Source organism: Pseudomonas sp. p106 (assembly GCF_003936645.1).
Taxonomy (GTDB): Bacteria; Pseudomonadota; Gammaproteobacteria; order Pseudomonadales; family Pseudomonadaceae; genus Aquipseudomonas; species Aquipseudomonas putida_E.
In genome coordinates this window covers 159,777-179,468 of record NZ_RHQR01000008.1, presented here as the reverse complement: position 1 = coordinate 179,468, position 19,692 = coordinate 159,777, and the positions used below count along the sequence as shown (strand labels likewise).

Sequence of the window (19,692 nt, the reverse complement as noted above, 5' to 3'; positions counted from 1 at the left end):
CGCCGCGCTAAGGAGTGCGGCGCAACCACACCCCTAGCACCAACCCGGCCACCAGTAACGCAGTCAGCGGTACGGTGCGCGCCGCGGCCCAGCCGCGCTCGCTGCGCAACATGGCCAGGCCGCGGCGGTAGATGGCGCGTTCGCGTACCCTGCCCAGCAGCGCCAAACACAGTGCCGCGCCGGCCACAGCCTCCATGCCGCCGCGCCAGGCCAGGCAAGCCAGCACCAGTAAAGACAACTGTGTTCGTCGCCAGGCCAACACCGTACGCTCGGCCTGCAAACCGGTGTCGACAGTGCCGTCAGCCATGCCAACGCCCCCATAACAGCGGCACCAGTGCCGCGCAGGCCAGCGCGCAAGCCACGCTCAGCAGCGGTACCAGCCGTGGCAGCGGCAATGGCGCATCGCGACGCAGTGCGCGCTCCACCACCAGCCAGCGCCACCCAGCCCCCAGGCTTACCAGCAGGCTCGCCAGCAGCAACGCGAACTCCATGGCCAGGCGCCCGGACTGTGGCCAGGCATGCGCGGCAAAGGTTTCAAGGGCAATGGCACCACCCAGCAGTGCCAGGGCGGTGCGTAGCCATGCCAGAAAGGTGCGTTCATTGGCCAGGGTGAAGCGCGGGTCAGGTGGCTTGCCAGGCCCCAGCAACCAGCGCTCCCAGGCGCTGTAATGGTGATCGGAACTCATCGGCTGTCCTGTGTGTGGCCCTGGGTGCTCAACGCAGCCCTTGGCTGCGCAGCGCCCCAGGTGAGAAGTACGAAGCGCTGGTGCGCAGATCGAAGGTGAACGGCTTGGGTTGCTCGTTGGTCAGGCCCGACAGTTGGTAACGCCCGCTGCGCAGGTCGTAGATCACCTCCATGGCGTTGACCAGTGCCTGCCCGGTGACGTGGTAGTAACTGTGCGCCTGGGCCGTGCGCCACAGCCGCCCTTGGTGGTCGAAGAAGTCTGCCTCGACGATGGCCCAGCTGTCCTCGTCCAGGTAATAGCGGCGGCTGGCATAGATATGCTCGGCCCCAGGCTTGAGGGTACCGACCAGCTCCCATACCCGGTGCAATTCGTAGCGTGTTGGCTGCGGGTTGACGTGGCCTTGGCCGATCAGCGCGGTGTAGCTGAGCTGTGGCGAAGCCAGGCGATAACTGTTGTAGGGTACGTGCAGGGTTTTCTTGCCGACCAGGGTCCAGTGGTAAAGGTCGGGGGCACCGTTGAACATGTCGCGGCTGTCGGCGGTGCGCAGCCCGGCAGTGCCCGGGCTGATGTTGTCATAGGCCACTGCAGGCGCGCGCCTGACGCGCCGCTGGCTGCTGCTGTACAACCACGACAGGCGCGGCTGGGCGACCTGGTCGAGGGTTTCGTGCAACACCAAGGCATCACCTGCCAGGCGCGATGGCGCGGTCATGCGGTAGCTCAGGTAATACAGTACGTTGCTTGCCTGGCCGCCGGGCAGCACATCGGGCCGGGCGAAGGTTTGCTGCGCGCTGAACATGACGAAGCGACCATCACGACGCGGGGTGATGCTGTCCGACGCCAAGCTGTAACTGCCGTTGCGTGGCCGCGTCAGGTGGTTCCACAGTACCTGCAGGCCATTGCGTGGCAGCGGAAACGCCAGTACCCCGGCAAAACCCTGCACGCCGTTGCCGTCATTGACCAGATGGGCGCTGGCGGCGTTGTGCCTGGCCCACTCGCTCACCCGAGCGGGCACCGCGACACTGCGGTGCGACGGGTAGACCGGCAGGCGAAAAGAGCTGGGGTAACGCTCGAACAGCGCCACCTGGCCTGCCGTGAGCTGCTCGCGATAGTGCGGGTAGTTCTGCGCAGTGATGGTGTACAGCGGCTGCTCATCGGCGTAGGGGTCCAGTGGCGTGCCGTTGACCGCCAGCGAGACCTGCCCCGGTTGCAGCCCCCCGCTCCAGGCCGGTATGCGGCCATCACTGCTGGCTGCCCGCTCGGCACCCACGGGTGTCAGCTGCGGGGGCAGTGGCGTGAGTGGCGTGGCGCCAAGGTGAAGGGCCAGCAGGCTGGCATTGACGAACAGAATGCTTCGCAGCAGGGCGACAGGTTTCATGGGTTTGGCCTCTTGTTGTTGTTGGCTGACCTGGCCGGGCGGGCTTGCCTTGGCACGCCCTTTCCGGGTGATACTAGGAGCCACGCTTCGAACCCCACAAATAACGTGTTCGGATACGTGCCATATCAGTTCGGCATACCCTTGGAACCGCTGCGATGACCCTCAAACAGCTCCGCTACCTGATCGCAATCGTCGAAGCCGGCAGTTTCTCCTCGGCCGCGCGTCGCGCCTACATCGCCCAGCCGGCGCTGAGCAGGCAGATCGGCCTGCTGGAGAGTGAACTGGAAATGCAGTTGCTCGACCGCCAGCACGACGGCATCGTTCTGACCGACGCCGGGCGGCAGCTTTACGAGGTGGCCCGCCAGGTGGTGCAGAAACTCGATTCGGTGAAGGACGAGCTCAAATCAAGCCGCGGTGACCCCAAGGGGCACGTTGCCATTTCCATTCCGGCCACTGCCGCAGACCTGCTGCTGCCGGAAATCCTCAAGCGTGCCGAACAGCGCTTCCCCGGTGTGACCTTGACCGTGTGGGATGGCCTGAGCCGCAACGGTGGCCAGGCCATCGAACTGGGCAAGGTTGACTTCGGCGTGGTGCCCAACGCCGAGGAGCTTGAACATGTCGAAGCCGAGGCGATCTTTACCGAGGCGCTGTACTGGGTCGGCCCTTCAGCAGCCGGCGCCGCCGACACCATTACCCTGGCTGAAGCCGCCGCCACGCGGCTGGTGCTGCCACCAAAGGCACTGCACCTGCGCCGGCGCATCGAACAGGCGGCCATGGAAGCCGGTGTGCCGTTGGCGGCCGCCTACGAGCAGCAGTCGGCACCCGGCATCGCCAGCCTGGTGCGCGCAGGGCTAGCGGCGACCATCAGCAACTGGCCGCCGCTGTGCGAGCTGCTGGAACCTACGCAGGCACGGCTCATCGTCGAGCCACGCATCAGCCGCACCATTGCCCTGGCGCACTCACGGCACAAGCCCCTGTCGTTTGCCGCAGGCTGCTTGCACGACCTGGTGCGCGGGCTGCTGATCGAACTGGTACTCGGCGGCCGTTGGCGGGGTGAGCTGATCGGCGGCGATGACGCGCCGCTCGGATCGGTGCCCGGGGTTCAGCTGGCTGTCTGAGAGCGCGCCGGCACGCCATGCTCGACCGCAACCGGTTCACCCAGGCGCTTCAGGGTGCGCTGCGGGTTCAAGGTCACCAGGCCCGCCAGCCCGGCCACGACCAGTACGGCGCCACAGACCAGAAAGCCCTGGGCATACCCTGCAGGGTGCTCGGCGCCTGCGCCTTGCACCAGCACCCCGGTTATCACTGGCGCAGCCAGGCCGGCCAGCGAAGCGATACCGTTACCGATAGCAAGCACCCCGCCCCGCTGGGCCGTCGGGGTGAACTCGGCGAGCATGGCCGGCCCCACGGAGTACATGACCAGTGCCAGCCCGCCACTTAAAGTCAGTGCGCCAACCCGCACGGCGGTGCTCAGGCCTGGCAACACCAGCGACGCAGACAGCAGCCCGGCAAGTATCAGGCACAGCGAGACGAATACGCCGCGCGCCACGCGCGACGATACGCCACGGCGCATCAGGCGTTGTGACAACCAGGCCATCAACAGGCTCAACGGCGTGGTCACCACCACGAACATCACGAAGATCCGCCCCGTCTGCAGCGGGTCGATGCCCAGGCCGACCTGCAGATAACTGGGCACCCAGGTCAGCGTCAGGGCCAGCGACCAGTTGGCGGCGAAGTGGCAGAGGTAGTTGCCCATCACGCTGGGGTCACTCAGCAGCTTGCGATACGGTATGGCCGGCTCATCGCTCTTGAGCTGGCTGGCGCGCAGGCGCTCAAGGGTGCCCTCCTGCCCCAGCCGCCACCACAACAGGCACCACACCAGGCCGATCAGCGAAAGGATGATGAAGTTGGTGCGCCAGCCGTAGTGCAGGCTGACCCAGGGGATCATCGCGCCAGCCACCAGCAGCCCCATGGCGCTACCGGCATGCAGCAGCGCCACAGGCAGGTTGCGACGGTCATTGGGGAACCACTTGTACAGCGCATGGGTGGCGACCGGCGATGCCGGCCCCTCACCGATGCCCAGCAGCACGCGGCAGGCAACGATGGCCCACAGCGAAGTGGCGAACAGCATCGGCAACTGGATCACCGCCCAGAACAGGCCCATGCCCAATAGCAGTGTGCGAGTGGGGCGCCGGTTGGCCATGAAGCCTCCGACCACGGCGGACAGGGCGAAAAACCAGTGCAAAGCGCCGCCAATCAGCCCGAACTCAGTCGCCGTCAGGCCCAGTTCGGCGCTCATCGGCACCGCGACCAGGCCGATCACCACCTTGTCGAGAAAATTGACCAGCATCAGCAGGGCCAGCAGTACGGCCACCATCCAGGCCGTACGGGGGTTGGGCAGGGAAGCATCCACAGTCATGGCGATTACTCTTGTTATTGTTGTGGAATGTAACAAAAGGCCGCCGCAGTGGCGGCCCGAGGGTCACGCGGGCATCAGCACGCCTTTGGCGATGGTGTTGCGCTGAATTTCACTGGTACCGGTCAGGATGCGCATCATTCGGGTGGCACGGAAAATCCATTCCACCGGGTGGCCCTGCATCAACCCGGCACCGCCATGCACCTGCACGGCCTTGTCGGCAATGCGGAATGCGGCCTCGGAGACGAACAGCTTGCACATCGGCGCCTGGGTACGGATATCGCCGCCGGCATCGTTCACCTGCGCCGTGGCGTAGACCATACTGCGTGCTGCATGCAGCTCGGTGGCCATGTCGGCGATCATATGGTTGACCGCCTGGAACATGGCGATCGGCTGGCCGAACTGCTTGCGGCTACGGGCATGCTCGATCGACAGGTTCAGGGCCAGGCCGGCCATGCCCAGCAAGGTCGGGCAATGCAGCAGCCGGTTGAGGGTAATGCGCCCCATGGCCAGCTTGAACCCTTGGCCCTCCTCGCCAATCAGGTTGGCCGCTGGCACGCGCACCTCATCCAGCACGATGTCGCCATGAGCCCCACCACCGGACATCACCGCATAGTCGCTTTCGACACGCACGCCCGGCGCCTTGAGGTCGACGAAGAACGCCGAAATGCCCTGCGCGCCCTGCCCGGGCCCGGTCACGGCCAGCAACACCGCCAGGTCGGCGTAAGTGGCACCAGAGATGTAGCGTTTGCTGCCGCTCAGCACGTAGTGATCACCGTCGCGGCGCGCCTGGGTGCGGATGGCAGTGGCGTCCGAACCTGCCTCGGCCTCGGTCAGGGCGAAGCACACGGCTTTCTCGGCGCGGCACACCGGCTGCAGGAAATGCTCCACCTGATAGGGGCTGGCCACTTTGAGCAGGTGGCCCACCCGCGGCGGCCCGGACAGCTCACCCAATACATGCGGGGCCAGCATCGAGCCGGTCAGTACCGTGGCTTCCTTCACGGCGCACAGGTCAGCCACGCTCAAACCTGCACCACCCATGGCCTCAGGCAGCATGAGGGTGTAAAGGCCCTGCTCGCTGGAGCGTTTCCATACTTGCCGCAAGACCGCCTGAGGGTGTGGGCGCGCCCAGTCCAGCTGCATCTCCTGCTCCAGCGGGCGAACCTGGTCGCGGACGAACCCTTCGATGGCTTCGATGATCTGCGCAGCTTTTGCACTCGGTTGATACATGGTCATGCTCCCTGATCAGATACGACGATCGCTGTGTTGCCAGTAGGCTTCCCGGACCAGGCGGCGGACCACCTTGCCATTGGGGTTTTTCGGCAGTTCGGTGACAAAATCCACGCCGCGCGGCTTCTTGAAACCGGCCAGTGCGCGGCCGCAGCGCTCGATGAGCTCGGCGGCGTCAAGCTGTGCGCCGGGCTTGAGCACCACCACAGCGCGCACCGCTTCACCCCACTGCTCGTCAGGCACGCCGACCACTGCCACCTCGAACACTTCAGGGAAGCCGTAGATCACCTGCTCCACTTCGCTGGGGTACACGTTGAAGCCCCCGGAAATGATCATTTCCTTCTTGCGATCGACGATGAACACGTAACCCTGCGCATCGACCGTGGCCAGGTCGCCGGTCAGGTAGTAGCCGTCGCGCATGACTTCGGCGGTGAGCGCCGGCGCGCGCCAGTAGCCCTGCATGATGTCCGGCCCCTTGACCACGATTTCGCCGATCTCGCCCGGTGCCACATCCTCGAATGCCTCGTTCACCACCCGCAGGTCGGTTTCGAAATAGCAGCGCCCGCAAGAGGCCAGGCGCTGGTAGTTGCCGTCTTCGATCAGGTGGTCCTGCTCGGTCAGTACCGTGACCAGCGAACAGGTTTCGCCGGCACCATAACCTTGCACGAGAATCGGCCCGAACAGTTCGATGGCCTTTTTCACCAGGGCCGGGGCCATGGGCGCGGCGCCATACATGACCAGTTTGAGGCTGGACAGGTCGAAGCGCTCGACGTCGGGGTAATTGACCAGCCGGTTGATCATGGCCGGTACCAGGAACAGCCGCGTCACCCGCTCACGTTCGATGGCCTCCAGCAACAGGCGATCGTCGTAGCGGTCGAGCAGCAGGTTGCAGGCGCCCACCGCCAGCAGCGGCATGATCTGCATGCCGCTGGCATGGGTGATCGGCCCCACATGGGCCATCACATCGTCAGGGCCTGAACGCCGCGTGGGGCTGGCGATGCTCTTGCGGACCAGCGCCTTGCGGTTGCCAAACGACAACATGGCCGCCTTGAGTACACCGGAGCTGCCGGAGGTGTAATGCAGCACTGCCAAGGCGTCGTCGGCAGGGTCCAGGCTACACGGTGCCTCGCTGCCGCGCTCAAGCAGCGCGGCATAACCCAGGTCACCGCCCTCGCCTTCCAGCGCGATCACCTGGCGCAACATCGGCAAGGCCGCGCGTCGTTCAGCCAGCGCCTGAGCGAAGGTGGCATCGGTGATCAGCGCAACGCTGCAGGAGTCTTCCAGCACCCGTACCACTTCATCCAGCGACAACCGCGCGTTGATCGGCACCTTGACCATCGCCGCCTTGTACAGCGCCACCTCTGCCTCTACCAGTTCCACGCGGTTGGCAGCCAGGATCGCCACATGTTCACCGCTGGCAACGCCCAGTGCACCCAGCCCCGAGGCAAGGCGGTTGCTGCGCCGTTCCAGCTGGGCATAGGTCAGGCGCGTCTGGCTGTCCGCCACGGCAGTGTGGTCCGGCCAGTAGCTGGCACTGCGGGTAATGATCTTTCCAAGGTTCACGTTGTTGTTCTCGTCGACAGGAAGACATCGACGATGCTAAACAGCCAGGCGCGGGCGAATGTAATACCAGTTTCCGATGCCGGCCATAACGAATTTGGCTGGCATCGGACAAACGCCTGAAACCGTTGGCGCATTGCCCCAGGCACTGGCGTTTACAGGCCAGTTTCACCAGATGGCAATGTCATAGGTCAGGTAGAGGCGATTGCTGTCCCTTCCGCGGGAATAGTCAGACCTGTAGACATAGTTGCGCAGCCGTACCCCCAGCCCTTTGAGTGCCCCGCCCTGCACCACATACGCAAGCTCGGCGTCACGCTCCCATTCACTCAACCCCTGCGCCCCGGAGCGGCCGTTGTCGCCGCTCAGGTAGCGTGTCATGAAGGTCAGCCCAGGCACGCCTGCGGCGGCAAAGTTGTAGGCATAGCTTGCCATCCAGGTCTTTTCTTCTTCCTCGATGAACTTGCCGATGCCAACGTTGCTGAACGAATACACCGTGGCACCACTGATGTACGGCAGGCCGGCTTCACCGTCCAGCACCTGATACCCGGCGCCGAAGGTGTGCCCTGAATGGGCGTAGGACACCTGTGCGCTGAACATGTCGTTGTCGATGCTGCCGCCGTACGCCGCGCCGCTGTCACGGCTGGTGAAATACCGCAGGTCGGTGGTCAGCACCCCGCCGGCCAGCGCAAGGTCATGTACCAGGCCGGCAAAGTCCTGGCGGTAGAAATGCTCGAGCTGACCGTGGAAGTAGCTCAAGCGCAAGTGCTTGCTGAACGCGTAGTCGGCGCCGGCGAAGCTGAAGTCGCCAGACTCGGCGCCGCCATAACCGTCCAGGTACAAGCCGGTACTGTTGGACGAGTCGCGTTGCTTGAACCGGTCCAGATGCCCGGCAGTGAGCGTCAGCCCATCGATATCGGTGCTCGTCAGCTGCGTACCCTGGTAGGTCTGCGGCAGTACTCGGGCATCGTTGTAGACCAGTACGGGGGTCTTGGGCAGCAAGGTACCGTGCTTGACCACCGTACTACCCAGGCGGGCCTTGGCCGTTACCCCAGCACTGGCGAACTCTTGGGCGGCGCGACCGTCGTCATGCACCGGCAACAGGCCCGTACCGCTGCGGCCACGGCCGGAGTCCAGCCTGACCCCCAAGAGCCCCATCGCATCGAGCCCCAGGCCCAGCGTGCCTTGGGTAAAGCCCGACTGATAGTCGAGCAGGAAGCCTTGCGCCCACTCGGTTCGCTCGCTTTTGGCGGTGGCGGCGGCGCGGGTGCTCATACCCTGCTCGTCGCGGAAATTCTCGTTGAAATAAACGTTGCGCAGTTGCAGTTTGAGCTTGCCGTCATCGACAAAACCGGCAGCGCCGGCAACAGGCAGGCAGCCGCAGAGCAGGCCACAGGCGGCCGCCGCACGCAGAGCAGTTGGGGACATGTTCGGTACTCTGTTGTTGTTTTTGAATGAGTAGAAAGCGGGCGCCAGGCGGCGCCCAGGGCCAATCAGACGAAGAAGGACAAGGCACCGGTGAGCAGGGCCAGCGCGGTGATCACCAGCGAGGTGAGCACCGCCCATTTGACGGTGGCCTTCTGAAAGTCGCCGATATCGCGGTCGACCATGCCCACCAGCAACAGGGTCGAGGCCACCAGAGGGCTCATCAGGTGCACCGGCTGGCCGAGCACCGAAGCGCGGGCGATCTCGACCGGGTCGATGCCGTAGGCGGCAGCCGCGTTGGCCAGGATAGGGACTACGCCAAAGTAGTAGGCATCATTGGACAGGACGAACGTCAGCGGCATGCTGGTGATCGCCACCACCAACGGGAACCAGTGGCCCCAGGACTGCGGAATCCAGTCCACCAGTGTCTGCGCCAGCGCATCGACCATCTTCGTGCCGGAGAAGATGCCGGCGAAAATCCCTGCGGCAAACACCAGCAGCACGACCGTCATGGCGTTGCCGGAGTGGGCCAGGATGCGCTCTTTCTGCACCTCGAGTTGCGGGTAGTTGATCATCAAGGCAGCGACGAAACCGATCATGAACAGGATCGCTGCGTGCATCACGCCCAGGACCAGCGCGATCATCACCGCCACCACCAGCAGCAGGTTGACGTAGGCAAGCCGCGGACGCTTGTGCGGCGTGTCCTCGAGGATCGCCTTGATGTAGCAATTGCCGCCACCGGATTCGAGCTTGATGTTGCCGATGCGTTTGCGTTCGGCACGGCCCAGCAGGAACGCGGTGAAGACTACCCAGGCAGCCCCACCGATCATGGTCGGCAACATCGGGATGAAGTACTCGGTCGCATCGAGCCCCAGCGCGGCGATGGCCCGTGTCGCCGGCCCGCCCCATGGGCTCAGGCCACTCATGATGCTCAGCGAAAGCATCGCCACCGTTGCCAGGATCATCGGGTTCATGCCGATGCGCTTGTACAGCGGCAACATGGCCGCACAGGTGATCATGTAGGTGGTAGTGCCATCACCATCGAGCGCCACCAGCAGCGAAAGCAGTGCAGTGCCGATGGCGATCTTGATCGGGTCGCCATTGACGCGTTTGAGAATCTTGCGGATCAGCGGATCGAACAGCCCTGCGTCGATCATCAGGCCAAAGAACAGAATGGCGAACAACAGCAGTGCAGCCGACGGGGCAACCATCTTCAGGCCGTCGAGCATCATCTTGCCGGTTGTCGGCGCAAACCCGCCGATCACGGCGAACACGATGGGGACTACGGTGAGCGCAACGATCGGCGACAGGCGTTTGCTCATGATGAGGTAGGTGAAGGTCACCACCATGATCAGGCCAAGCAATGCGAGCATGATTGGGTTCTCTTGTTTTTATTCTAGGCGTGGCCATCTGGCGCGCAGGCGGCCCCCTGCCCCACTCGGCATCACAGTGATGCTGAGCGGGGTTCAAGTCAACGAAGGGTGTTACGGGTGATGATCAGCCGTGATGACGGGGCTCTGCAGGCCAACTGGGCGCTGTTGGCGCGGCCTGCCCGGCGAGCGGCTCACGCTCTCCGTTCAGGGTGCGCATCAAGGTATCCCGCTCACAGGCATTTTCCGAAAGCGAGACCACTACGGTGGCAACTGCATTGCTGGCCAGGCTGGTCAGGGCGCGCGCCTCGGACATGAAACGATCGACGCCGATCAGCAGCGCCAAGCCTGCCAACGGGATGTCGTGGATGACGGTCAGGGTCGAGGCCAGGGCTACGAAGCCACTCCCGGTCACACCGGCAGCGCCCTTGGAAGACAGCAGCATGATGGCGAGCATGGTGATGGTCTGCCCCAAGGTCAGGTCGATGTTGCACGCCTGGGCGATGAAGATGGCCGCCAGTGACAGGTAGATCGCCGTGCCGTCCAGGTTGAAGGAGTAACCGGTGGGCAGCACCAGCCCCACCACCCCTTTTTTGCAGCCCAGTTTTTCCAGCTTCTCCAGCATGCGCGGCAACACCGGCTCGGTAGAAGAAGTACCGAGCACCACCAGAAACTCCTCACGGAAATAACGCAGCAGTTTCCACAGGCTGAAGCCATGCGCACGGCAGATGCCACCGAGCACGACGATGACGAAGAAGGCGCAGGCGATGTACAAGGTGCCTACCAGCTTCGCCAGGGCGCCAAGCGAGCTGATGCCGTACTGGCCTACGGTAAAGGCCAGGGCACCGAACGCACCGATCGGCGCGAAGCGCATCAGGTAGCCAAAAATGCGAAACACCATGGCCGACGCGGATTCGAGCACATCCAGCACTGGCTTGCCCTTCTCACCCATTGAGGACAGGGCAAAACCGCTGAGTACCGCGATGAACAGCACCGGCAGCACTTCGCCTTTGTTGAATGCGCCGATGAAGGTATCGGGAATGATGTGCATGAAAAAGTCGACCACGCTCAGTTTCGCCGCCGACGCCGCATACTGGCTGAGCCCCTCGGTGCTGAGGGTGGCGGGGTCGATGTTCATGCCCTCGCCGGGCCGAAAGAGGTAGACCGCCGCAAGGCCGATGATCAGGCTGACAACGGTCAACCCCAGGAACAGGAGCAAGGTCTTGCTCATCAAGCGCCCCAGCGAACGCTTGTCGGTCATGCCGGCAATCCCGGTGACGATGGTGCAGAACACGACAGGCGCGATCATCATCTTGATCAGCTTGATGAAGGCATCGCCCAGCGGTTTGAGCGCAACGGCCTGTTGCGCCCAGAAATGCCCGACCACTACGCCCAGCACGACGGCGCAGAGAATCTGGAAGTACAGTGATTTTGCGATCTTCATGAGGCATCACCCATTGTTGAAATTGTGCGGATGCGCTTTGTTGCCTGGGTTACCACGGTTTGCCGCTAGGCCAGGTTTCAACCGGCCATACGCTGAAAACCAGGGGCGTATACAAAACCGGAGAACAGCCTGCGGGCAGTGCGTACCACCGAGGCCTGAATGGTCTGGCCATCAGGGCCGCCGCGCGAAAGCGCGACATCGATACCGCCGCTGGGATGTTCCAGGCGTACTTGGGTGAGTGCTTCGGCAGCATCACCGAGCATGTCCATCACGACAGTGCCTGGGCTGACGCAGGCAGTTGCCAGCCCGATGGACCCTGTGATGGCCAGCGCCCGGTGGCAGTTGTGCGGCATGAAATACCGGACCTGCAGCGTACCGTCATAGCGTGGTGCAGAAATCAGCACGGGCTTTGGTATCACCATGCCGCTGACGTCGCCCAGGCCCATGGCCTTGCCCGCTTTCAGGCGCAGGGCTTCCAGGCGCTGCAGCAGGGCCGCGTTGGCATCCAGTTGCGCTGGGGTTTCCGACCCCGTTACGCCCAGTTGCGCGGCATCGACGATCATCATGGGCATGGCCATGTCGATGCAGGTCACGGGAATACCGTCGAGCACATCCTTGGCCTGCCCCGTCGGGAACAGCTTGCCGGTCTTGCTACCCACGGCATCGAGGAAGGTCAGGTGAACCGGGGCGGCAGTGCCCGGCACGCCGTCGATCGCCGTACGCCCTTCGTAGCGCACGATGCCGCCGGGTGTCTCCACCAGCGAATTGACGAAAGTGTTGGTGTTGAGGTTGCGGATACGCACCAGGGTCTTGCCGTCATTGCCCTTGACCAGCCCTTGCTCGATGGCGAAAGGGCCGACGGCACACAGCATGTTGCCGCAGTTGGGGGCAGTATCGACGCGGCGCTGGGCAACCATCACTTGCACGAACAGGTAGTCGACGTCGGCGTCGGCATGCAGCGAAGGGCTGATGATGGCTACCTTGCTCGTCTGCGGGCTGCCACCGCCGATGCCGTCGATCTCAAGCTCGTGACCGGAGCCCATCAGGTTGATCAGCAGCTCGTCGCGCTCGACCACATTGGCTGGCAGATCCCACGCATGAAAGAACGGGCCTTTGGAGGTACCGCCGCGCATGAGCACACAAGGAATTCGTTGCATGACTACTGACTCTTGTTGATCAATTGGGGAAATTGATGTTCTGGACACAAGAGTGACAAAGATTGATAAATCGATCCAATGCAAATATCGTAGCCATTGTTGCGTTTAACAAAACAATAAAGCGGTGAATTCCCTTAGGAACACATCATGGAATATGAGCTGCAAGACATAAGATCTTTCGTGAAAATCGCCGAACTTGGCAGCTTTCACGAGGCGGCTGAGGTGCTGCACCTCTCGCAACCTGCGTTGAGCCGGCGGATAAAAAAGCTCGAAGAGGGTCTGGGAACACCCCTGCTCGAGCGAACCACCCGTCGCGTGAGCCTGACCACCGTCGGCCGCGATTTTCTGCCCAAGGCCAGGCGCCTGCTGGATGATTTTGAAGATTCGATCCTGAGCATTCGCGAACTTGCAGAGCGCCAGACCGGCCAGGTGACCCTGGCCTGCATCCCCACCGCCGCGTTCTACTTCCTGCCCTCGGTGATTCGTGACTACAACGAGCAGTACCCGAAAATCCGTATTCGGCTGCTGGACCTCAGTGCCAACGAGGGGCTGGAGGCGGTGCTGCGCGGCGAAGCCGATTTCGGCATCAACATGATGAGCGGCCAGCATCCGGATATCGAGTTCGTGTCGCTGGTGCAGGAGCGTTTCGTGCTGGCCTGCCGGCGCGATCACGAACTGGCCGACCGCGCGTCGGTCACCTGGACAGAGCTTGCCGATTACCGGCTCATCGGCGTCGGCCGCCTCAGTGGCAACCGTATGTTGCTGGACCATGCGCTGTCCGGGCTTAGCTGGCGGCCGAAGTGGTTCTATGAGGTGCAGCACCTTTCCACCTCGTTGGGCATGGTCGAAGCAGGGCTGGGGGTGTCGGCCATGCCAAGCCTGGCCATGCCGGCTGCCGACCATCCAACGCTGGTGAGCATTCCGCTGATGGAGCCCGAGGTGACACGCACGCTCGGGCTGGTGTATCGACGTGGGGCCTCGCTTTCACCAGCGGCTGAGAAGTTTGTTTCCATTTTGCTGGAGAAGTGGCCGAACCGTTGATCGGTTGGGGTTACTCAAGAGTCAGGTTTTTAACGGATTGTCCGGGGGCGGGATATCGGGAGGTGGACGCCACAGCAATCCCCAAAGGCCAAAAATCAGAACGCCGGCACAACATCGCCGTGGTAGCGATCCAGGATGAACTGCTTCACCTGAGGCGAATTCAACAATGCCCCAAGCTTCTGTACAGCCGGGTCGCTAGCCTTGTCCCTGCGTACATACAGGTAGTTGGCGTACGGCGATTCCGAGCTTTCGATGAACAACGCATCCTTGTGCGGCTCAAGCTTGGCCTCCAGCGCGTAGTTGGCATTGATCAGCGCCAGGTCCACCTGACCAAGGACGCGCGGCAGCATGGCGGCTTCAAGTTCCTTGAACTTCAGATGCTTCGGATTGCTGGTGATGTCAGCGGCGGTCGCCATGATATTGCCAGGGTCCTTGAGCGTGATCAGCCCCTGCTTGGCAATCAGTAGCAGTGCGCGCCCGGAGTTGGTGGGGTCGTTGGGAATTGCAACGATGGCGCCGTCCTGCAACTCGGCCACAGATTTGACCTTGCTTGAGTAGGCCCCGAACGGTTCGATGTGTACAGCAACAACCGGGACCTGGTCGCTATTGGGCCGGTCTTTCTTGTACGCCTCGTAGTAGGGCTTGCTCTGGAAGTAGTTGGCATCCAGCCGGCCCTCGTCTACCTGGCGGTCAGGCTGGATATAGTCGGTGAAGACCTTGATATCCAGCTCGACCCCCTGCTTGGCCAGCTCAGGTTTGAGGAATTCCAGAATCTCGGCGTGAGGCACAGGCACCACAGCGATCTTGAGCGTTTCAGCCTGTGCAGTACCGAGCGTGGCAGCCAGCAGAGCCAGCGAAAGTGCAATGCGCTTCACGAGAGTTTTCCTTGGAATCGTTGGAGGGTAAACGATGAAAGATCGAGGTCGGTCGAGCCCCGGATGCACCACTGGGCGAATGCCTCGCCCAAGGCGGCGGAGTGTTTGAAACCATGGCCAGAGCACGCTGACACCACCAAGGTGTGCTTCAGCGCAGGGTGTTCGTCGATAATGAAGTGGCGATCTGCAGTGACGGTGTAGGCACAAACGGCAGACTTGACGACCTTGTCGGTCACCCCGGCGATACGGCCTTGTACTTGCAACTCGTACATCTCGCGCTCTTCTGCCGCGCTCACGGTCCGGTCCAGCAGGTCGGGCAGCGATGCCGTGTGGTATTGGGCCGTGGCGATTTTCAGGCTGCCCTCACCCGGCAGCGCAGGGAAACCGTAATTGATTTTGTCGTCCCCGCGCCCATGGGTCAGGATGAACGTTGGCGATGCACCCCCAAGGCCCGCCTGGGCTTCGAGCTCGAACCAGAACAGCTTCTGCCGGTAGACACGCAGCAAACGGTCGAACGGCTCGCCCAACAAACCACCCGCCCAGTTGCCGGCACTGAACACCAGTTTGCGGGCCTTTAACGTACGCAGGTTGGTGCAGACCGTGACGCCGCTTTCATCCGAGCTGATCTGAGTAACCGTTTCACCTGTGTGCAGCGTTGCCCCGTGTTGCACTGCCAGGCGCAACTGCGCGTCGATGCACCGTTCGGGGCGCACGAAGCCGCCACCGGGCTCGAAGTAGCCGATCGCATCGTCGCGCACGTTGGCAAATTGCGGGAAGCGCTGACGGATCTGTGCAGCGCCAAGCACTTCGTGCTCGATTCCGTAGGCTTGGGCCAGGCCTATGGTGCGCAGGGTGAAATCGCTTTTATCGTCCGGATCGAAGTCGGGACTGGAGGTCAGTGCCAGCAAACCGGACTGCTCGAACAGCGATTCGCCGGACAGCGCCTCAAGTTCACGCCAGATTTGCTGGGCCCTCTTCACGATGGGCACATACTGGGCACCCTCGCCAACGGAAAGCCGGGTAATGCGCGTATCACCGTGGCTCGAGCCAAGGGTATGCGGTGGGTGGTAGCGATCGACCCCCACCACATCCACGCCCGCCTTGGCCAATTGATAAACGGTGGCGGCCCCCATGGCACCAAGCCCGATGACGACTACTTCGCAGTGCTCCACTGACTATCGCTCGCTCAAAAAGGCGTTAGTTGAAAGCAGGCGGGCTCAGTAAACAAAGAATTAAAGGGTATATCGATATGCCCTTGAGTAGACCGTGTTCAACCTCAGCTTTCTTTCACTGGCGCGGGTGCCGTTGCGCGAGCGCGTTTAGCAGCATTACCGGACCGATCGCTTGCCATCCACAACAGCAGTGACAAGCCCACCGCCAGCACTGCAATCAGCGCACCCACCCAGCCCAGCGCAGCCAGACCCAACTGCTCAATGGTAACGCCGCCGATCACGGCGCCCAACCCGATGCCCGCGTTCGCCGCAGAGACGTTCAGCGTGCCGGCGAGGGCCTGCGCTTTGGCGCCTGCGATCATCACGCGCACCTGGCAAACAGGGAACAACGCGGTATACGCAATACCCCACGCGGCCAGGGCCACTACCAGCAGCCACAGCGTATCGACCGCGGGCGGTGCACCCGCCATGCCGGCGCCCAGCACCGTCAACAACACGATGGTCGCGCCAAGCGGGCTGCGGTCGACCAGCCGCCCGCCGATGGCGTTGCCAATCATGCCCACCGCACCGAAGCCCATCAGCCACCAGCCGACCTGCGCGCTGGGCACATGGGCAAGGCGCTCGAGCAGGTCAGCCAGGTAGGTGTATGCGCTGAACATGGCAGTAAACACCACCACCGAGAGCGCGACGTGGAAGACGAACTTCGGATCCCGCAGGATGACCGTCTGGCGTTCGCCGCCCGCCCTTTTGGGGGCCTCTGGCAACTGTGGCAGGAATACCCACATCAGCAGCGCAATGACCAGGCAAAGGCCCGAGATCAACCAGAACGTGCCCCGCCAGCCGAGCGCATCGGCTGCCAGTGTGCCCAAGGGAATGCCGAACACGAACGCCGCCGTGATGCCCAGATAGACCCGGGCGACCGCCTTGCCTTCATTGCCTTTACCCGCCAACTGGGCTGCCGATTCACTGGCGGTGCCCCAGAACACGGGAAGCGTGGCAGCAGCCAGGATGCGCGACAATGCCATGGTCCAGAAGTCAGTAGCGACCGCCGACAGCGCATTGGATGCGGCGAAGATCAGCAGAACCCCGAGAAACACCTTTTTGCGATCCCAGTGGGATATCGCAGCGGTGAGAAACGGCCCGACAAGCATCACGGTAAAGGCGAACACGGTGACCAACTGACCCGCTTTGGGCACGGTAATGCCCAGATCCCGGGCGAGCCCGGGCAAGATGCCGAGAATGATGAATTCGGTGGTCAGCACCGCGAACGCCGCCATCGTGAGGATCAGAATGCTGGTGCCTGCACGGGCATCTGCTGCCCCCGACAGGGACGCAGGGTTGGCATGCATGAGCGAATACTCCAGAACAGGAAAATGGAGCAGGAGGTTATACTGGAATAAAATTATCATCTTGGGTATTTAAGCAAGGATACTTAAGAAATTTATTCAACAGTGGGAGGCGCCATTGCTCAGTGAACAACGCTTGAAGGGCATTGCGGTTTTCATTTGCGTGGCAGAGGCCGGAAGCTTCACTGCTGCGGCCGAACGCATGAGCCTGACCACTTCCGCAGTCAGCAAAAGCGTGGCGCGGCTGGAGCAGCGCCTGAACATGAAGCTCTTCGCACGCACCACACGGCGCCTGGCACTGACCGATACGGGGGCCAATTACTACCAGACCTGCAAGCAGATCCTGGCCAGCCTGGAAGAGGCCGAAATGCAAATGCACAGTGCCCAGACCGAGCCCTGCGGCCGGGTGCGCATTGACCTGCCGGCGTCATACGGCAAACTGCGGGTACTACCGCTGCTCATCGAGTTCATTGCCGAGCATGAACTGCTGATGCCACACATCACGCTCACGGACCGCTTCGTCGATCCCATCGAGCATGACATCGACATCCTGGTGCGCATTGGCGGGCCGCAGACCTGGCCCCAGGGTGTAGAACGGCGGCTGATTGGCATCCAGCAGCACATCTTTTGCGCAGCACCGGGTTATCTGCAACGACGGGGAGTGCCTGAAACGGAGCGGGACCTTCATGAGCACGGGTGCGTGCTTTACGGCAGGACCGACGGCGGTGTGTATCCGCTGCACTTCCCGGGCGCTCATGCCAGTGACAGCGAGCAGCGCGTGGTCTCGGGCCGTATTGCAATCGGCAACGCAGAAGGCCAGCTTGCCATGGTGCTGGCCGGGCTGGGGGTGGCCCAATTGCCCTCCTGGCTGGTGCAGGAACATCTTGACGCTGGCACGCTGGTCCAGATCCTGCCTGAGCTGAGCACCATCGGCCTGCCTATCAACGTTGCATGGCTGAAAAGCCGGCAGTCGCTTCCTAAAGTAGCCGCATTGGTCGATGTGATCTGCGCCAGGCTGAGCCAGCAAGCAGCAGCCAAAGCCGGCTAGAGGGGTTGCTCAGCGCTTTGCTCCCCTTCTGCAGGCTGGGTGGTCGAGAGCTCCAGCGCCCCCCTGAGCAAGGCATTGAGCATCGCGCCTGCCTCGCCACCCCGCCCCTCCAACAGCCTCAGCGGAATTCCCTTTAGTGCAGTGGCCGACTCGGCCAGGCCATCACCCAGCAGCGCCAATGGGCAGGCGATATCCATCTGCAAGGCGCGCAGACGATCTGCCAGGCCACTGCTCACTGGGGGCTGCACCAGAACCACCAGCGCGGCAGGCGCAATGGCTGCACACAGCAGTGGCAACTCCTCAAGTGGTTGTTCGCTGCTCAGCACGTCGATACGCTGCTGCTCACCGCTCAGCAGCAAGCCGTGGCACAGCAGTTCAAGCTCAGCACTGCCCCCGGTACCGGCCAACAGCACGCGCGGGGCGTTGGCCTGGTTCAACTGCAGGCGCAACAGCAACCGGGCGCGCAGAAAGGCATCGAGAAACAGCCACTGGCTACGCTGGCCGTAAGAGCTGCCCGACTGTAATGTGCGCCACACAGGCATCAGTACGTCGAGCAACACCGTGGTTTTGGGGAACAGGGTGAACAGCTGCCCGTGAATACCCTCGAGGGCCTGGCCATCGAACGTCTGGGTTGCACGTAGCACGGCAGCACGCCACGCGGCAAAGCCATCAGCAGCCGGTTCAACCGTTTGCTCGTATGCGTCTCGCCGTCTGGCCAGCATTTCGCTGACTTTGCCGATCGGCAGGCCACTGGCGGTCCAGCGCAGTATGTCGCGGATGTGCTGGACATCCTGTGCGGTGTACAGGCGATGGCCGCCCTCGGTGCGCTGCGGGCGGATCAGGCCATGACGACGCTCCCAGGCACGCAAGGTCACCGGGTTGACCCCGGTCAGGCTGACAACGTCACGCATTGGCAACAGGTCGGTGAAGGTCGCTTCGTTCATTGCGGCGGGTCATCAGGACGGTTACACATACTAAACCTATAGCTGCATGCAGGCTAAGCTGCGCATAAGCATACGCAACCACTTCGAGGAGGCCCCATGATCGACGCAAAACTCCTGCAATTGATGGTCGAGGCGTCCAACGACGGCATCGTCATTGCCGAGCAGGAAGGAAACGACAGCATCCTCATCTACGTCAACCCCGCCTTCGAGCGCCTGACCGGCTACGCGGCCGATGACATCCTCTATCAGGATTGCCGCTTCCTGCAGGGCCAGGACCATGACCAGGAAGCGCTGGATGCCATTCGCCAGGCCATCCTGGACGGGCGCCCGTGCTGCCAGGTGCTGCGCAATTACCGCAAGGACGGCAGCCTGTTCTGGAATGAACTGTCGATTTCGCCGATACGAAACGAGGCCGATCAATTGACGTATTACATTGGCATACAGCGTGATGTCACGGCCCAGGTGTTCGCCGAGGAGAGAGTACGAGAGCTGGAAGCGGAGGTCGCCCAATTGCGGCGACAACTGGATGACAGGGACAGCTGACACCCCCGCGCAAAACTGTACAAAATTATGACCCTGTATAGCTTTATGCAGCGGGATCGACTA

At 62.6% G+C, this 19,692-nt stretch carries 18 protein-coding genes; 4 read left to right on the top strand and 14 right to left on the bottom strand.

Annotated elements, in window-relative coordinates:
- Window positions 1-7: 7 nt before the first annotated feature.
- The 3 genes from EGJ09_RS12970 to EGJ09_RS12960 are packed head-to-tail and all read right to left on the bottom strand — an operon-like array spanning window position 8 to window position 2,061.
- Window positions 8-307 (bottom strand): DUF202 domain-containing protein, encoded by a 300-nt coding sequence (locus EGJ09_RS12970; protein WP_125924031.1) that lies wholly within the window; start codon window positions 305-307, stop codon window positions 8-10.
- Window positions 300-686: a YidH family protein gene (locus EGJ09_RS12965; RefSeq protein WP_012314999.1), complete on the bottom strand. Its 387-nt coding sequence runs from the start codon at window positions 684-686 to the stop codon at window positions 300-302. Before EGJ09_RS12965 ends, EGJ09_RS12970 begins: the two co-directional genes overlap by 8 nt.
- 28 nt (window positions 687-714) lie before the next feature.
- Window positions 715-2,061 (bottom strand): DUF1329 domain-containing protein, encoded by a 1,347-nt coding sequence (locus EGJ09_RS12960; protein WP_125924029.1) that lies wholly within the window; start codon window positions 2,059-2,061, stop codon window positions 715-717.
- A gap of 155 nt (window positions 2,062-2,216) precedes the next feature.
- Here EGJ09_RS12960 and EGJ09_RS12955 point away from each other — a divergent pair, with 155 nt between their 5' ends.
- Window positions 2,217-3,179, top strand: coding sequence for a LysR family transcriptional regulator (locus EGJ09_RS12955; RefSeq protein ID WP_115274421.1), 963 nt, complete (start codon window positions 2,217-2,219; stop codon window positions 3,177-3,179).
- Here EGJ09_RS12955 and EGJ09_RS12950 read toward each other — a convergent pair.
- From EGJ09_RS12950 to EGJ09_RS12920, 7 genes are all read right to left on the bottom strand, one after another.
- Window positions 3,164-4,438, bottom strand: a complete 1,275-nt coding sequence (locus tag EGJ09_RS12950) for an MFS transporter (protein ID WP_177433158.1) — start codon at window positions 4,436-4,438, stop codon at window positions 3,164-3,166. The two genes, EGJ09_RS12955 and EGJ09_RS12950, sit on opposite strands and share 16 nt — an antisense overlap.
- Before the next feature lie 105 nt (window positions 4,439-4,543).
- Entirely contained in the window at window positions 4,544-5,707 is a 1,164-nt protein-coding gene (locus tag EGJ09_RS12945) for an acyl-CoA dehydrogenase family protein (protein ID WP_046785762.1), read from the bottom strand.
- Window positions 5,708-5,722: 15 nt separating this feature from the next.
- Window positions 5,723-7,270, bottom strand: coding sequence for an AMP-binding protein (locus EGJ09_RS12940; protein ID WP_125924026.1), 1,548 nt, complete (start codon window positions 7,268-7,270; stop codon window positions 5,723-5,725).
- A 165-nt stretch (window positions 7,271-7,435) separates the two neighbouring features.
- The gene (locus EGJ09_RS12935; RefSeq protein WP_125924024.1) at window positions 7,436-8,692 is read right to left on the bottom strand and encodes an OprD family porin; all 1,257 of its coding nucleotides are present in this window, start codon (window positions 8,690-8,692) and stop codon (window positions 7,436-7,438) included.
- 65 nt (window positions 8,693-8,757) lie between these two features.
- Window positions 8,758-10,062 (bottom strand): CitMHS family transporter, encoded by a 1,305-nt coding sequence (locus EGJ09_RS12930; RefSeq protein WP_012315007.1) that lies wholly within the window; start codon window positions 10,060-10,062, stop codon window positions 8,758-8,760.
- 124 nt (window positions 10,063-10,186) lie between these two features.
- On the bottom strand, window positions 10,187-11,503 hold the full coding sequence (locus tag EGJ09_RS12925; RefSeq protein WP_125924022.1) for a dicarboxylate/amino acid:cation symporter: 1,317 nt from the start codon (window positions 11,501-11,503) through the stop codon (window positions 10,187-10,189).
- Between the two features lie 77 nt (window positions 11,504-11,580).
- Window positions 11,581-12,660 carry a 4-oxalomesaconate tautomerase gene (locus EGJ09_RS12920; RefSeq protein ID WP_125924020.1) on the bottom strand — a complete coding sequence of 360 codons (1,080 nt, stop codon included), beginning with the start codon at window positions 12,658-12,660 and terminating at the stop codon, window positions 11,581-11,583.
- Between the two features lie 147 nt (window positions 12,661-12,807).
- On the opposite strand from EGJ09_RS12920, the gene EGJ09_RS12915 reads away from it, so the two are divergent.
- Window positions 12,808-13,701 carry a LysR family transcriptional regulator gene (locus EGJ09_RS12915; protein WP_012315010.1) on the top strand — a complete coding sequence of 298 codons (894 nt, stop codon included), beginning with the start codon at window positions 12,808-12,810 and terminating at the stop codon, window positions 13,699-13,701.
- Between the two features lie 95 nt (window positions 13,702-13,796).
- On the opposite strand, the gene EGJ09_RS12910 is transcribed toward EGJ09_RS12915, so the two are convergent.
- The 3 genes from EGJ09_RS12910 to EGJ09_RS12900 form a co-directional block, all read right to left on the bottom strand.
- Window positions 13,797-14,576, bottom strand: a complete 780-nt coding sequence (locus EGJ09_RS12910) for a MetQ/NlpA family ABC transporter substrate-binding protein (RefSeq protein ID WP_012315011.1) — start codon at window positions 14,574-14,576, stop codon at window positions 13,797-13,799.
- Window positions 14,573-15,748 (bottom strand): N-methyl-L-tryptophan oxidase, encoded by a 1,176-nt coding sequence (gene solA, locus EGJ09_RS12905; RefSeq protein ID WP_125924018.1) that lies wholly within the window; start codon window positions 15,746-15,748, stop codon window positions 14,573-14,575. The genes EGJ09_RS12910 and solA overlap by 4 nt, the downstream gene beginning before the upstream one ends.
- 104 nt (window positions 15,749-15,852) lie before the next feature.
- Window positions 15,853-17,097, bottom strand: a complete 1,245-nt coding sequence (locus EGJ09_RS12900; RefSeq protein WP_125924017.1) for an MFS transporter — start codon at window positions 17,095-17,097, stop codon at window positions 15,853-15,855.
- Window positions 17,098-17,212: 115 nt separating this feature from the next.
- Between EGJ09_RS12900 and EGJ09_RS12895 the strand changes: the two genes are divergently transcribed.
- Window positions 17,213-18,142, top strand: coding sequence for a LysR family transcriptional regulator (locus EGJ09_RS12895; RefSeq protein ID WP_115275514.1), 930 nt, complete (start codon window positions 17,213-17,215; stop codon window positions 18,140-18,142).
- Here the strand turns inward: EGJ09_RS12895 and EGJ09_RS12890 are convergent.
- Window positions 18,139-19,086, bottom strand: coding sequence for a MerR family transcriptional regulator (locus EGJ09_RS12890; protein ID WP_125924015.1), 948 nt, complete (start codon window positions 19,084-19,086; stop codon window positions 18,139-18,141). The two genes, EGJ09_RS12895 and EGJ09_RS12890, sit on opposite strands and share 4 nt — an antisense overlap.
- Window positions 19,087-19,182: 96 nt before the next feature.
- On the opposite strand from EGJ09_RS12890, the gene EGJ09_RS12885 reads away from it, so the two are divergent.
- The gene (locus EGJ09_RS12885; protein WP_046785752.1) at window positions 19,183-19,629 is read left to right on the top strand and encodes a PAS domain S-box protein; all 447 of its coding nucleotides are present in this window, start codon (window positions 19,183-19,185) and stop codon (window positions 19,627-19,629) included.
- Window positions 19,630-19,692 lie beyond the last annotated feature (63 nt).

Excerpts from the sequence above, each read along its gene's own strand:
- EGJ09_RS12970 (WP_125924031.1), bottom strand. The coding sequence starts at position 307 with ATGGCTGACGGCACTGTCGACACCGGTTTGCAGGCCGAGCGTACGGTG.
- EGJ09_RS12965 (WP_012314999.1), bottom strand. The coding sequence starts at position 686 with ATGAGTTCCGATCACCATTACAGCGCCTGGGAGCGCTGGTTGCTGGGG.
- EGJ09_RS12960 (WP_125924029.1), bottom strand. The coding sequence starts at position 2,061 with ATGAAACCTGTCGCCCTGCTGCGAAGCATTCTGTTCGTCAATGCCAGC.
- EGJ09_RS12955 (WP_115274421.1), top strand. The coding sequence starts at position 2,217 with ATGACCCTCAAACAGCTCCGCTACCTGATCGCAATCGTCGAAGCCGGC.
- EGJ09_RS12950 (WP_177433158.1), bottom strand. The coding sequence starts at position 4,438 with ATGGTGGCCGTACTGCTGGCCCTGCTGATGCTGGTCAATTTTCTCGAC.
- EGJ09_RS12945 (WP_046785762.1), bottom strand. The coding sequence starts at position 5,707 with ATGTATCAACCGAGTGCAAAAGCTGCGCAGATCATCGAAGCCATCGAA.
- EGJ09_RS12935 (WP_125924024.1), bottom strand. The coding sequence starts at position 8,692 with ATGTCCCCAACTGCTCTGCGTGCGGCGGCCGCCTGTGGCCTGCTCTGC.
- EGJ09_RS12930 (WP_012315007.1), bottom strand. The coding sequence starts at position 10,062 with ATGCTCGCATTGCTTGGCCTGATCATGGTGGTGACCTTCACCTACCTC.
- EGJ09_RS12925 (WP_125924022.1), bottom strand. The coding sequence starts at position 11,503 with ATGAAGATCGCAAAATCACTGTACTTCCAGATTCTCTGCGCCGTCGTG.
- EGJ09_RS12920 (WP_125924020.1), bottom strand. The coding sequence starts at position 12,660 with ATGCAACGAATTCCTTGTGTGCTCATGCGCGGCGGTACCTCCAAAGGC.
- EGJ09_RS12915 (WP_012315010.1), top strand. The coding sequence starts at position 12,808 with ATGGAATATGAGCTGCAAGACATAAGATCTTTCGTGAAAATCGCCGAA.
- EGJ09_RS12900 (WP_125924017.1), bottom strand. The coding sequence starts at position 17,097 with ATGCATGCCAACCCTGCGTCCCTGTCGGGGGCAGCAGATGCCCGTGCA.
- EGJ09_RS12890 (WP_125924015.1), bottom strand. The coding sequence starts at position 19,086 with ATGAACGAAGCGACCTTCACCGACCTGTTGCCAATGCGTGACGTTGTC.
- EGJ09_RS12885 (WP_046785752.1), top strand. The coding sequence starts at position 19,183 with ATGATCGACGCAAAACTCCTGCAATTGATGGTCGAGGCGTCCAACGAC.